Origin of the sequence: Chryseobacterium sp. 22458, assembly GCF_052044975.1 — a bacterium.
Classification (GTDB): domain Bacteria; phylum Bacteroidota; class Bacteroidia; order Flavobacteriales; family Weeksellaceae; genus Chryseobacterium.
Genome location: NZ_JBQEOA010000003.1, coordinates 225465 through 239728, shown reverse-complemented (window position 1 = coordinate 239728; position 14264 = coordinate 225465). Strand labels below are relative to the sequence as shown.

Genomic DNA, 14264 nt, shown 5'->3' with positions numbered 1-14264 from the left:
CGGATTCATCTGATGATAACAGATTATTATTCTTTGATAATCTTCACCAATGTTTCAGAATTATTGATTCTTACTAAATAAGCTCCCGATATTAAAGAAGATAAATCAGTCTTTTCATTTTCAAATTTACCGGATTTGATCATCTGCCCGGACATGTTGTAGATTTGGTAATAATATTCTTTAGGCTCATTCGGTTTAATGTAAAGCATATTTTTTACCGGATTCGGATAAACAGTCAGTTTGTCTTTTACAACCATTTCTTCCACTTTTGTTCTCTCAAGAGATGCTGATGCTTTTTTTAGTGCATCCTTAGGAACAGCAATGGCGTTAGGGTCGTATCTGCCTATCTCATTACCTGCACCATCATACTGGATTTTGGAACAACGGCAAGACATTCCTGCCTGTGGATTAAAATCATAGGTTGGTGTGAAATAATAGATTACGTTCAGTGGAGAAGTGGTTGTAGTTTGCCCTCCTTCTGAATTAAAATACATTCCCACAGCTTTACCTGATCCATTTCCTAAAGCGGAAGAAGTCCAAATTCCTGATTTGTAAAAGTTCGCATAAGAGGTGTCTGCACTATTGATACCATCCATATTGTTTCCTCCGGCAAAACCTCTGATTCCATTGTTTGCAAAGTTTCCAATATTATAACCAGGCTTATTGAAGACAAATCCATATCTTATATTTGTTTTCGCTCCGGTAGATCGGGCATATCCTCCTATGTAGTTTCCTTTATTAATATTATAGTTTTCAAAGTGAACTCTATTGTTTGGTGTATAACTTGGTACCCCTGATAATGTATTTGAAATGGTTGGGTCTATTCCGTAAAAGCTTTTATAGCTTCCATTCGACTGGAGGATATTAAACTTGGCATTATAGAACCATGGGGAATTTCCTTTTGCATAACTTAAGTACCCGTCAAAGATGTTCACCCCATCAACTCCTGTCCCTTGTAGATCAGGTATTCTCCATCCTGCAGGGCATGGGTCATATGGTGATTTTGTTCCTGCATGACCCCATCTTTCCGTAAATAGTCCATTTTCATCGGAAACCCAATCAAACTTGGTTGCGTCGGTCTGATATAAGAAAACAAATGGGTTATTGACAGAGTACTTTAGCACTTTTTTAATTTTTAAAGCAGTGTTATCCGTAGGTAATACATTAGCGTTTGAGCTGTTGGAGTAAGTACTGTAAGGCTTTGTATAATTGTTTACATAGCTGGAATTGTTAATGTCAGTTGCGCTATACTGTATAACTCCGCCTACAAGATTACTTTGCCTGTACACATTATAGGTATTAAAAGGTCTGGATAATCTTCCGGATACCCAAACTTGTGGATAATTATAGAATCCTCCGGGATTATAGAATACAGGAATCGGATCTTTTCTTCCCCATTGGAAATGTAGTCCTCCACTATTTTTGATTTGTTCTACTCGTAAACTGTTCACAGAAGACGGATTAGAGGCTTGATATCCCAATGGTGAAGTTTCTGTATCAGCAGAAGCTTCCACATGTTCGTTAATGAATGGCATCAGTGCTCCAAGGTCTCTATCCATTAATATTGTCTTCAATGGTACTCCATAATAGCTGTTTGTTGGGTTTACAAATTGTTCATTAGCTGTTTTTATACCATCATTTACTATAGATTCAGTAGTAAATTCAGGACTTTCTTGTATGGCAGTGCTAGGGGCCCAAATATGCCAGCTCCAAAGAACAGGGTCAGGATTTCCGCTGCTTGCCCAGCCGGTATTTCCTAAATGAAATGCTACTACGGCATTACCTGTACGGCCTTGGTTAAGAGTTACTCTTAATTTTGAATTTTCTACAGTATCACCAATGATTTTTATGTCGGAAATCAAGTTTTTATCAGTCGTCCATTGTACAGAAGTTGATTTGATATTTCCTATCGGCATTTCATTGTTTTCTGAGAGATAGAGGCTGTGCATTGCATATGCTTTTCTCAGAGGAATATCAATAATCATATCCTTATCAGCTGCTGGTACATTGAATGCAGTGTTGGTATATTCAATGTAGCTATTTGGATCTTTTGTCCATTCCTTAAGAGTTTCCAAAGAATATTGTACAGGAGATGAGGGAACATATTCTGTTTCAAATGCTGTAGACATATAAGCATTGTTAGGGTCTTTTATACAACGTACAGCCCTTGTTTCATAGGTGTTTCCCTCAATAATACGGTTGTATGCGATATTATGCCATCCTACGCTTGAGTGGTTGGGTACATTTCCTGCGTCAGATATGAGAACAAGACCTCTTGCTCCTGTTACAGGAGTTTCTCCCGGACTGATGGACGAGAAGAAAGTGGAGGCATGCAGTGCTCCATCACTATGCTGATCCTGAAAGCCTATGAATGGCTGTTTATATAATTTATTGCCATCTCTTAAGCCATCAATCTGTGCACTGGTACGATTGGCTAAGGTCATTGGCTGAGGATAATATTCATAATTTCCAGTGATAGGTAACATTCCTAGATTTCGATCCGTTACATTACTTAAGTCAAATCCATATCCTGGATAAACCTTTATGCCTGGATATTGCGAACTTATCGTATTAGGGGATATATCCACATTACTCATGCTTCCTGCTTTACCCCAAGGGCTCGTTTTAGGTTCAGCATCTACTGATGAATAGAAAGAAGGAACCCTCCATCCGCATGGGCATGGATCAAAAGAAGATTTCATGGCGTATTGCTTGCTTTCCTTGGCAACTATTGCATTAGAAGTGTTCATGTTTACCCATTTTCCACCACGGGTGTCTCCCCAAAGGTCCCAGGTCTGATTTTCGTAATGGTTGCTGCTATCAAATATTTTATATTTATTTTTTGAGAACCATGTCGTTTGTTCTTTTCTTTCCCAGTCGTTTGTACCAGGCCCCTGAATTAAATAATTTTCTCCATTACTTGCTGGAGTTTCTCCAATTTTGTATACATAAACAGGTGGGATGATTAGATTGATTGGATTATTGATAGAGTATCTGATGTTGCCATTAGGCGTATCAAAACCGGTATTGTCAGAAGTTGCATATAGATTTCCTCTGTATTTTGAAGGAACGGAACCTTTTAATGTTCCCACTTCTCCTCTGATAGTATATACGGAAAGATCCTTGTAATTGGATGGAAATGGATCCTTTCTTCCCCATTGGTACTGTAATCCTCCAGATTTGTGGAAATCATGGCCTACTAGGCTGGCATTGGTTGCCCCCAGGTTTCTGTCCATCCATTTCCAGTCTGTAATCTGTTGGTTCTCTTTATCGGCTTCAAATCCTTGATGATAAGTACTACCGTTGGTAGGGTCATCAGTTGCCCAGATATGCCATGTCCAATAAATCTGATCGTTTACTTTGTAAGAAACAACTGCATTTCCTTTTTTCATCCTGTCTACAAGTACTTTGATCTTGGCTGTCTCTCCTGTACCTTCAAGGTTTACTGATTTTATCAAGCCTGGTTCGTCTTCCCAGTAAAGTCCGGCCTTAGCAATTCCTCCCTCAGGAATTTTGGTGTATGTACCATTATCATTCATCATAAATTCACCTCCTTTGGACCACATTTCATAGGCTTTTTTCACAGGGATGTAAAGACCGTCTGCATTACCGCCGGTTTTATCCTTACCTGTAAAAATATAGCTGTTCGGAGCTTTGGTCCAGTCTGTCGGGCTGTTATCAGGAACTGCACCGCTCTTTAGTGAATAGCATGAGTTGGCACATCCTTCAACATTGAGTTTGACATCACCAAAAATACCTACATAATTAATAAATTTAGCAATCTCGGATTCAATATCAGCCATTGATCTCACAGTCTGAATACTTTCTGTAGCATCGTTTCTCAAGGCTCCCATACCGTATAAGGTTACTTCAGGAGTATTTGAAATAATTAAATTTTCAGAACCGGGACCTCTTCTGGCATTTCCCTGATCATTTCCATATCCGAAAAATAATGCTCCGTAATTACTGTATCCCGTTGCATTTTTTATGGTGATAGACTGTCCGTTACTTTTGTATACCCTGAAGCCTGTAGATAAGCTGGATACAATCACAACCGGTTCCTGGTCTGCAATAAAATCAGAGAGTTTTTCAAAAATAGTATTATATAAATTGAAATACCGGCTTTGAAGCTGATTAGGATTTTTGAAATTATGATACCCCGGCCCATTGGGTTCTCCCGGCCATTGGCTGAATTTCAGTAACATACCGCTGATGGAGAATTTTCCGGCAAACATATACACAGGATCATTATAAGTGTACAGGTAAGGGATGGGATGGCCCGGCATTTCGTGATAAATAAACTCAGGGGTAGCTCCTAAAGTGTCACTTACTGCACCCTGGTTAATCATTTTTACCGATTTTATTCCATTATTGTCGAATAATGTGGCCGGATTTTTAGGCGAAAATATGACATCATCCTTTTTATTGTCCATGATCACGTTGCCAAGTTTGTTCCAGGCATTGGCAGAAGTAACCCTGTCTTTAATACCCGTCACTTTTCCGCTGGTGTCTGTGATAAGTGTACCTTCCTTTTTAGGGGTAAGGAGTATGGTGTATTCATTTTCATCCAGATCACAGCTGCTGCTGTTATAATCACCAAATTTGTAGTGACTTGTTGTTTTATCCCAGGTAATGCTGCTGAAGTTGATGAGATTGGTGTCTGAACTGAGTTCTACTTTCAGGTCATAAGAACTTTGTGCAGATGCAGGAAGCTCAAAAACAGCTTTTAGTTGTTCATTATATCTGTTATAAGAATATAATGTTTTACACCATCCCGTCACCCAGTTTCCCTGGGTGTCTTTGTACTTGACAGATAACTTTACGTGATCACTGGTTACAGGCTTGATAAGCTTTCCGCTCATGACAACCAGTCCTTTTTCCTGTACATTCTGATTCATAACGATCAGAGGATCCAGATCATACACAAAGGGTGCTGCAGATTGGTGAGATTTCGAAATAATTGTATTCCCATGTCCAGGGGCAGGTATCCCCCGTGGGAAAGCATGAACCGATGCAAGGCAGAGAACTGCTGCAAAAATCTTGTACGTCGATTTTCCTTTCATATTTTATGTTTAAAAAGTTTTCAAATATTAGTTTTTGTAAACACCAGTTCAGTAAATGATGATGACCCAGGATTGAGGGAACGGGAAACAAAAATTCTGTACGGGTGTTTTAATTTTATTCAGCTAGTTCTTCATAATCTATACTTCTCATATTAAGATTTAAATACTTATGATCTTCACTTTTATAGTGCTGAGGAGCCTCCAGCCCCATATATTTCATGATCAGCGGATAAATATAGGTAGTTTGAATCTGCTTCGGATCACGACCTGTGATTCTGTATGCCGGAGGAACCTTGTTACCGTACCATATAAAGAACGGTACCTGCGTAGATTCTTTGGAGTCTATATGCAGCAATTTATTTCCCTGTATTTTAAGACCATGATCAGAAGCATAGATCACTACAGAATTGGTGTTTCTAAGGGTGGTGAAAATGTCTTTCATGACATAATCTGTATACTTTATAGAGCTGTCATAGCAGTCCATGTCTCCGGAATCCCAGTTTTCCGGTAATCTGTTGCATGGGTTCGGGTGGCTTCCCATAATATGGAAAACAATGAATTTATTATCTCTTTTCTGAATAACGTTTTTTAATTCCGGAATAATTACTTCATCAAAACCGTTTACCCATTTCTTATGTTTAGACATAGATGCTATTGCTGTTATTCCCTTTGCACTTTGCTGGGTGCTGATCCAAAAAGAATTATAACCGCTCTGATTGGCAAGATTGATGATGTTGTAAGATAATTTATCATAGCGGTACCGGAATTCATCCGGATGAATGCTGGAAAGAATAAGCGGTACGCTCAGATTGGTAATCCCTGCCGGGGAAACAGCCTGGTCATAAATCATCATATTAGAAGTTTCCTGATCTGTATAAGGTGTTGTTTTTTTAGGATAACCATACAATGACATGTTTTGTTTTCTTTCAGATTCACCGATGATCAGGATCACATTCTCTATGCCCGGTTGTATTTTTTTTATGTTGAAAACAGGAATATTCTTTCTGATTGTATTGATGTCTTCCTGAATACTCAAAGCTGTATTAAAATCAGAATAATGATAGTAAACACTTTTAATCATTTTTCCTCCGCCTTTATTGCTTATATATTTGTGCTTCAGATAAAAGGTGAATGGCATTATCAGCCATAGTAAGGCAATAATTCCGTATTTCCAGTCAAATTTCACGACATTTTTCAGGGAATTGATTGAATATAAAAGCATTCCCATGAAGATGATAAATAAAGTCCCCGGAAGAATAAACATATAAGACATACTCATTGCCTCATCTGGGTTTGATTCCAGTATACTGATGGCCATCCCCACATTGAATCCGGAATGATAGATAAAATAACAGGATACTGATATCAGAAAGTTAAGACTTAAGAATAAACATAAAAGAACAGCAATAGCCGTTGTATATTTATTTTTAAAGAGGAATGCATTAAAAACAAGGAAAGAAGAAAACATGATTCCGTATTCAAAAATATTTCTGATACTTTCCAGTTTTTCTGCCCTGAATAAATTATCATAGATATAAGGGAAAGAAAGCAGAAAACCTGTGAGGTATATTAAAATAGTAAGAACAGGAATGATTTTTTTGAGCATGGTAGTATAGTGGGCTAAGCTGTTATGACAAAACTTTTTTAAATGGGACCTTTTTCAGGATCTTTTGGGGTTTATCTGCTATGAGTCAGGGATATTACCTGAAGAATATTATTAAACAGAATAATAATTCTTTATCACTACAGATATCGTTGCCACTCAAAAGAATAGCTGAAAGATTATTGTTAAATGTTTCGTTGCGGGTAATAAATCTTATCCGCCTGGATTTTCATAATAATGAAAATTGAAACTATAGAACTGTAAATACAGGTAAAAAAGTGAAAAGGTGTAGTTGTATTTTTTTCATCAGAGATTATTTTTAATTAATAATTAGCTTAGGGTTGTGTTTTTAAATAATTAGCGGTTTTTTCAGAACAAGCTGCATTGTAAGAAAGTCTCTATCCTGACTTGGACAGTATCCACATCGGTAAAAAGTAAATTTTTCACAAAACCGGATGATTGTCTCACTAGCTGGTCATCAAACAATGCTATTTTTGACAAATGTACACGAAATAACCTTTACTTGCAATAGATTTTTTACTATAACTAATGGATATGCTATACTTTACGGTTGATATAATCTTTGGTAGCATTGCCGGTAGGAATAATTTTAGCTGGGTTTCCTATGACTACAGAGTTGGAAGGTACATCAAAGTTGACATAAGAGTTGGGAACAATCAATACATTATTGCCGATAGTAATAGAACCTACAACCACGGCATTGGTCCCTATCCATACTTCATCGCCGATGATGGGAGAGCCTTCGTTTTTGCCACGGTTTTGCTGGCCAATAGTAACTCCATGGGCAATATTACAGTTTTTTCCGATGATCGTTTTCGGGTTTATAACCAGGCTCCCAAAGTGTCCCAGGTAAAAACCTTCTCCAATCTGAGTTTCTGGATAGATCTGGAACCCGTATTTGATCTGAAAATGTCTTAAAACAATTCGCCAGAAAATGTTCAGTACCGGACTTTTCTGATATTTCTGAGCCATTCTTAAGATATAGACAAAATGAAGATTGGGGTTGATACATTTTTTCCAGATCTGAACCGTGGAAAGCCACTTTCCGCTTTCCCGATAGAAGTCTTTTTGAATAATTGAATAATCAGCCATAGTCAATATTGTTTATACCTCGTCAATTATTTTCTGAAGATGCTCTACAGATTTTTCCAGGACAAACGGAAGCTCAGTCTCTGAAATTTGTTTTTTGTACTGTTCAGGAACATTTTGATCCGTAAGAAATTTTTTCATGCCTTCATAGATTCCTTCCTCGGAGTTGGGCGTAATATTACCCAGTTTTCCATCCTGCAGAAGATCTCTGATCCCCGAAATATCTGTAGCAGAAATAGGTTTATTGAGAATAAGTGCCTCTGCAATGATGGTAGGGAATCCTTCATGTCTGGAAGACATGATATAAAAATCCGCTTTTTTCATGTACGGATAAGGATTGCTGCTGAAGCCCAGCATTTTAGCGGTAGCCTGAAGCCCCAGTTGATTAAGCTGCTCTTGTATAACATTAAAATCATAACCGTCTCCGATGATCAGAAGCTGGTGTTTCAATCCTTCATCAATCAGCTTTTTGTGAACATTCAGTAGTCTGTCATAGCCTTTCTGCGGATATACGGTTCCCACTGTTACAAAAGTAGGAAGATCATTGTTGAAAGGATAATCATTGACCTCAATATCCGCTTTCTTTAAGGTATCTTCTCTATCAATAGGGTTATAAATTTTGATAACGGACTGTTTCTCCGTTTCATTTTTTGCCAGGCTGTACATCCCTTCCTGCAGTTTATTCGAAATAACCAGTATTCTGTCGAATTTGAAAAACTGTCTGATGACCTCCGGAGTATATTCTTTCAGATTGAAGATGTCATTTTGTACCCAGATGATTTTTTTTGAATCTTTTTGAGGGCTTGACAGGATTTCCTGATGCATGGCATGGATGGCTGCAATCTCCACATCATATTTTTTATCCTTTAAAATAAATTTATAGAGAAGGGAAGGAAACCAAAGAAACATTTTCTGATAAAGAACCCGCCATGCTTTCACAGGGATTTCCAACGGTTTGTTTGTGGTAATCATCTCTCCTTTAATCAGATAGTGCAGATTGACCCATGATGGAACTTCTTTAATATATAATCCTGAATAAAGATTCACCAGAAGGTCTACTTCATATTTATCAGGAGGAAGATTTTTCAGAAAGTTGATCAGTACTTTTTCTGCGCCGCCGTGACGTAATGAGCCTATACGAATGAGGAGCTTTTTCTTTTTCAATTTGTCTGTTTTTTTGCTTTTATCATTTTACAAGATTAAATTTATTTAATTTTTCTTGCTTTTTTATACTTATGAGGAAGATTTTCTTTGATCCAGGCATCCAGTTTTTTTCTGTCTTTCTCCAGTTCGCGGGGATATTTCGGGCTGTTTTTCAGAACAATATCTCCATAATCCTCAATGGTACACAGAAACTGAGCCGGGTTTCCGATAAAAACCGTATTGTCCGGCATAGACTGTGACAGTACGGAATTGGCTCCAAGAATACAATTGTTACCTATCTGTACATCCTGCATGATGACACAGTTTAATCCAATTGTACAGTTATTGCCTATTTTTATTCTTCCGAGAATTCTTGCGTCCTCGTAGCCGGGAAGTTTTCTGAGAAGAGTAGTAGTTCCTCCGTGATTCACGAATCTTACACCGCCGGCAATGTTCACATTATCGCCAATTTCGATCAGGTAAGGTTCGGTCCCGAAATAAATGGTATCCGGCATATTGAAGTTGCGGCCTACTTTCATGCCTTTATATTTTGCCACTTCAAGGCTGGCCCTATTCAAAAAAGAATGATAGAGGGAATCTATTTTTAACAGGATTCTGAATATAAAAATCATCAAGTGTAAATTTGTTTTTCTTTACTTTTGCAAAGAAAGACAATTTATTAATATGATGAAAATTTCAAAAATAGAATATTATCTGCCTCAGCAGGTGCTCACTAACGAGGATCTTGAAAAACAGTTCCCGGAGTGGAGCTCAGAAAGAATTCAGGAAAAAGTAGGAATTTCCCAGCGTCATATCTCCTCAGACAATGAAACGGTACTGGACATGGCCGTACAATCTTCGGAAAAAATTTTTGAAACCTATGACCGGAACAAAGTAGATTTCATTCTGTTCTGCACTCAAAGCCCGGAATACTTTCTTCCCACAACGGCCTGTATTTTGCAGGACAGATTAGGGCTTAGAAAAAATATAGGAGCCATTGATTTTAATCTGGGATGTTCAGGGTTTGTGTACGGACTGGCTTTTGCGAAAGGCCTGATTTCAGCAGGAATTGCACAAAGTATTCTTCTGGTGACTTCAGAAACCTATACGAAGCATATTCATCCTGATGATAAAGGAAACCGAAGTATATTCGGAGATGCTTCAGCTTCTGCAATTGTTGAAAAAGCACAGGAAGTCGGAAACTACCAATTCTGTCTTGGGACAGACGGAAGCGGTGCTGAAAACCTTATTGTAAAAAAAGGCGCTTTCAGAAAAGATTATGAACTGAATCCTGATCATGAATTCAGCCCGGAAAATATATACATGAATGGTCCTGAGATCTTCAATTTTACCATTGAAAATATCCCGGGACTGGTAAAAGAAACTCTTGAGGTGAATCAGATGACGATGGATGATATTGATCATTTTGTTTTTCACCAGGCGAATTCTTTTATGCTGAATTATTTAAGAAAGAAGACCAAAATTCCGGCAGAAAAGTTCTATATTGATATGGAGAAAACCGGGAATACCGTTTCCGCAACCATTCCTATTGCTCTTAAAAATATGATGGATAAAGGAATGCTGAAAGAAGGAGATAAAGTACTGATGGCAGGATTCGGGGTAGGATACTCCTGGGGAGCCACTATTATAGAAATTTAATAATAACAAACATTTAAAATTATAAATATGAAGACATCCGTTTTTTTAGAAAAATTACAGGAAGAACTGGAAGAAGATGAAACACTTACTGTTGAAACCAATTTAAAGGCTTTAGAAAGCTATGATTCTATCAGCTTACTTTCTGTCATTGCATTCGTGGACGAAAATTTTAATAAAAAAATCGATACCAAACAGTTTAAAGATGTAGAAACGGTCTCAGACCTTATGGATGTGATAGGGAAAGAAAACTTTGAAGATTAATGGATGCTTTCTCGTTAAAAAATAAAACAATTCTTATTACAGGGGCTTCTTCCGGGATCGGGAGAAGCTGTTCTGTAGAATGCAGCAGAAACGGAGCTGATCTTATCCTGGTAGGAAGAAACCATGAAGAGCTGGAAAAGACAGCCGCTATGCTGAATCCCGAAACAAAATTTGAAATAATTTCTGAAGATATTACCCAATCTGATCAGCTTGAAGGGATCATTGCAGAAAAGGTAGCTGTTCTGGGAAAGATATCAGGATTCATCCATTGTGCGGGAATTGAAAAAACGTTGCCCTTGAAAAAACATAGTCCGCAGCTATATCATGATATATTTGAGGTGAATGTGATTGCAGGATTTGAAATTGCCAAAATCCTGTCTTTAAAGAAGTATAAAGATGAAACAGCGAGTTTTGTATTTATTTCATCCGTTGCAGGAATGGTAGGAGAAGCCGGAAAGGCAGCTTATTCAGCCAGCAAAGGAGCGGTGATAGCTGGAGCCCGTTCATTGGCTATGGAGCTTTCCAGAGGCAATATTCGTGTCAATAGTATAAGTCCGGCAATGGTCAATACTCCGATCTTAGAAAAAATGTTTAACGATATCGGAGAAGAAGCTTCATCAGAGATCATAAAAAAGCACCCGCTGGGAATAGGAGAACCTAAAGACGTAGCGAATGCCTGTATTTTTCTTTTATCCGATGCCGCAAGATGGGTTACCGGTACCAATCTTGTGATAGACGGAGGATATTCTGCCCAATAATTTATTGCCTGTGGAGGGTTTCTATAATCTCCACTACACTGTCAAATATCTTTTGATTGTCAAACTGACTTTCAATATTTCTAAGATTCTCCCTGATGTGGAGAACCAGTTCAGGATTGGTAAGAAAAGCTTTCATCCCTTCATACATCTCATCAACCTCATAGTTGATGAGGTATCCTGTTTCTCTGTCCTTGATCATCAGTCCCACATCCCCCACATTGGTAGCCACAATAGGTTTCTGGAGAATTAATGCTTCGGCAATTACCAGAGGCCATGCTTCAGATTCGGAAGGAAGGACGAAATAATCTGCCTTTTTGATGTATGGATAAGGATTCATTTGATTCCCCGCTAAAATAAATGTTTTCTCTACATTGCTATGGGCTGCCTGGGCTTTCAGGTTGGCCATTTCACCACCGTCGCCTATCACCACAATACTGTGATGGAAACCCTCATCAATAAGCCTTTTATGAGCTTCAATAAGTTTATGATACCCTTTTCTTGAGTGGAGCCTTCCAATAGAAACAAAAACCGGCCCTTCGGGAAAATCATCCAGTTTTTCTTCTGCTTTCCGTTTGATTTCTTCAATAGGAATAGGGTTGATGATCACCGTTTCAGGAGGGTACTGTAATTCGGGATAATACTGATGCATCATATCTTTGATCTTATGGGAACAGTATACCATATGGTCAAATTGTGGGAAACTTTTTAGGATACCCGGAACCAAAGGCTGAAATTGCGGCACATTAATCTCAGAATGGAACCAGCCTATTTTTTTTGAGTTTTTATGGGTAGAGTTGAGAATAGCGTCATAATCTCTGTAATCCATACCAATCTCTATATCAAAAGTATCATTGATGATTTTATCGGCAATAGCCGGATTGTTTTTCAGCTTTCTGAGTTTGATTCTTCTTGCAACAAGCTGAAGTTTTTGTACCAGTGAATTGCTGGAAAAATCTTCTTTTCCGTCGGTAAGGTAGACCTTTCTGACATGTTTGGGAAGCTCATTACGTAATTTTCCCTGGTTGAGCGTAAGGCATACTGTCATTTCAAATTTGTTCCTGTCAAGATTGTTGAGCAGCCCCAACAGAACTTTTTCTACGCCTCCCATTTCCATGGAACGGTGCCTGAACAAAATTTTTATTTTTTTTTCTATCATTATCCGAAGATTGATTGTAACGTAATTTTTATTTTTTTCTTAATACGGAAAGGCAATGAATGCTGATACTGGAGTAAATCAAATAGTGCTTCCGTTCCAGGGTATTGATCCGGAATTGGTCTTCCGTTAATGCTTGTAAGTTTTCTTCGCTTCATGGTATTGAAGATCACCTGGGCAAAATACTCATGGGATTTCTTTTTATTATCATTTTGTGAAATTCCACCCTGATGGGTTCTGTAAAGGTAGTTGGTGTCATCAATGAACTGCACCTTTCCTTTTTCATACATTTTAAGATACAGATCCTGATCTTCCCCGATTTTTAAATCAGGATTCATTTTCTCCGTCTGCATATAGACAGCTCTTCTGAAAGCCACAAAATGAGCAATCTGAATAGGGAAATTGAAAAAATAAGGATCACCGTTCGGAACCTGCATCGCCGATCTGAAAGGGGCAATAGGTTTCAGGTTCTGATCACAGGTAATAAACCTTGAATAGGTGAGAACGGTATTTTTTTTCGCCTGAAAAATATCCATACACTTTTGAATCGCAGTAGGATGAATGGCATCATCAGGATCCAGAAAACCACAGATGTCTCCTTCTACCAGTTCGATCAGTTTACTTTTCGTCACACCGACCCCGGAATTTTTTTCATTTTCAAAAAATTTAAACCTTTTATCCTTTGAAATGATTTCCTGTACCAATTTCTTTTCTTCCTCAGACGATGCATCATCTAAAATGACGGCTTCCCAATCAGTATAGGTTTGCTGCAATATGCTTTCAAAACAATCTTTGAAGAAGTGGGCGTTATTGTAATGGGCAATTAGAATGGAGAACTTCATTGTTGTTCCTTGAATATTAATTCCTGATGGTTGATTACTGTTGTGTTGGATGGTACATCTTTATAAATGGTACATCCGGCTCCTATGATACAATTATCTCCTATGGTAACTCCCTTCAGTACTGTGACATTGCTTCCCAGCCAACAGTTTTTCCCAATTTTGATGGGGGCTGTGGTAAAACGGGAGTGATGCAGCTTAAACTCGGGTTGGGTCTCATAAGCATGGTTGTGATCATATAGCTTTACATTCTCACCGAACAGCGTATTCTCGCCAATGGAGATGCTGTCCAGGCAATTGATAGAGCAGAAATTATTCATAAAAAAGTTGTTTCCAAGTTCCAGACTGGCATTCTGCTGTACAAGAACATGAACATAATTTCTGAAGCTGACCCCTTCTCCGATAGTTACCTTTTTTAAGCCTTCATGAAGGATAAAATGATTACTGGTTCCCAGTTTTATTCCCTTAACGGAAACATTAGGATGTTTTCTGAGAAGTGAAATCTGACTTTTTCGTTGAAGTTTGGCTAGAATTTCATGAAGCATATTGGGATTTATTTTCACACTTGTAGTTACAAATATAATTTGTTTTATAGAAATATAATAATTAATCTTATTTTTGTGCCTTAAAATTAACACTTTAAATGAAATGGAACTGTCAGCAGATTGGGGGCAG

11 protein-coding genes are annotated in these 14264 nt (G+C 38.0%); 3 read left to right on the top strand and 8 right to left on the bottom strand.

Going from position 1 to position 14264, the window contains the following annotated elements; all coding sequences use genetic code 11:
* Nucleotides 1-26 precede the first annotated feature (26 nt).
* From ACTJJF_RS12015 to ACTJJF_RS11995, 5 genes are all read right to left on the bottom strand, one after another.
* Complete coding sequence (locus ACTJJF_RS12015) at nucleotides 27-5063, bottom strand: T9SS type A sorting domain-containing protein (protein ID WP_440699808.1); 5037 nt, start codon at nucleotides 5061-5063, stop codon at nucleotides 27-29.
* Between the two features lie 115 nt (nucleotides 5064-5178).
* Nucleotides 5179-6669 (bottom strand): phosphoethanolamine transferase, encoded by a 1491-nt coding sequence (locus ACTJJF_RS12010; RefSeq protein ID WP_440699807.1) that lies wholly within the window; start codon nucleotides 6667-6669, stop codon nucleotides 5179-5181.
* Between the two features lie 555 nt (nucleotides 6670-7224).
* Complete coding sequence (locus ACTJJF_RS12005; RefSeq protein WP_312300321.1) at nucleotides 7225-7779, bottom strand: serine O-acetyltransferase; 555 nt, start codon at nucleotides 7777-7779, stop codon at nucleotides 7225-7227.
* A gap of 12 nt (nucleotides 7780-7791) precedes the next feature.
* Nucleotides 7792-8940 carry a glycosyltransferase gene (locus tag ACTJJF_RS12000; RefSeq protein ID WP_312300319.1) on the bottom strand — a complete coding sequence of 383 codons (1149 nt, stop codon included), beginning with the start codon at nucleotides 8938-8940 and terminating at the stop codon, nucleotides 7792-7794.
* 41 nt (nucleotides 8941-8981) lie between these two features.
* Nucleotides 8982-9551, bottom strand: coding sequence for an acyltransferase (locus tag ACTJJF_RS11995; RefSeq protein WP_276160236.1), 570 nt, complete (start codon nucleotides 9549-9551; stop codon nucleotides 8982-8984).
* 52 nt (nucleotides 9552-9603) lie between these two features.
* Here ACTJJF_RS11995 and ACTJJF_RS11990 point away from each other — a divergent pair, with 52 nt between their 5' ends.
* From ACTJJF_RS11990 to ACTJJF_RS11980, 3 genes are read left to right on the top strand one after another with little or no spacing between them, the layout of a single operon-like run.
* Complete coding sequence (locus tag ACTJJF_RS11990) at nucleotides 9604-10578, top strand: 3-oxoacyl-ACP synthase III family protein (RefSeq protein ID WP_440699806.1); 975 nt, start codon at nucleotides 9604-9606, stop codon at nucleotides 10576-10578.
* Between the two features lie 27 nt (nucleotides 10579-10605).
* Nucleotides 10606-10839, top strand: coding sequence for a phosphopantetheine-binding protein (locus tag ACTJJF_RS11985; RefSeq protein WP_312300313.1), 234 nt, complete (start codon nucleotides 10606-10608; stop codon nucleotides 10837-10839).
* Nucleotides 10839-11597 carry an SDR family NAD(P)-dependent oxidoreductase gene (locus tag ACTJJF_RS11980; protein ID WP_440699805.1) on the top strand — a complete coding sequence of 253 codons (759 nt, stop codon included), beginning with the start codon at nucleotides 10839-10841 and terminating at the stop codon, nucleotides 11595-11597. Before ACTJJF_RS11985 ends, ACTJJF_RS11980 begins: the two co-directional genes overlap by 1 nt.
* A 1-nt stretch (nucleotide 11598) precedes the next feature.
* On the opposite strand, the gene ACTJJF_RS11975 is transcribed toward ACTJJF_RS11980, so the two are convergent.
* Genes ACTJJF_RS11975 through ACTJJF_RS11965 form a run of 3 tightly spaced genes read right to left on the bottom strand, consistent with a single transcriptional unit; the run spans nucleotide 11599 to nucleotide 14134 of the window.
* On the bottom strand, nucleotides 11599-12753 hold the full coding sequence (locus ACTJJF_RS11975; protein ID WP_440699804.1) for a glycosyltransferase: 1155 nt from the start codon (nucleotides 12751-12753) through the stop codon (nucleotides 11599-11601).
* Nucleotides 12753-13592 carry a glycosyltransferase family 2 protein gene (locus tag ACTJJF_RS11970; protein ID WP_440699803.1) on the bottom strand — a complete coding sequence of 280 codons (840 nt, stop codon included), beginning with the start codon at nucleotides 13590-13592 and terminating at the stop codon, nucleotides 12753-12755. The genes ACTJJF_RS11975 and ACTJJF_RS11970 overlap by 1 nt, the downstream gene beginning before the upstream one ends.
* Complete coding sequence (locus ACTJJF_RS11965; RefSeq protein ID WP_312300305.1) at nucleotides 13589-14134, bottom strand: acyltransferase; 546 nt, start codon at nucleotides 14132-14134, stop codon at nucleotides 13589-13591. The genes ACTJJF_RS11970 and ACTJJF_RS11965 overlap by 4 nt, the downstream gene beginning before the upstream one ends.
* Between the last annotated feature and the right edge of the window lie 130 nt (nucleotides 14135-14264).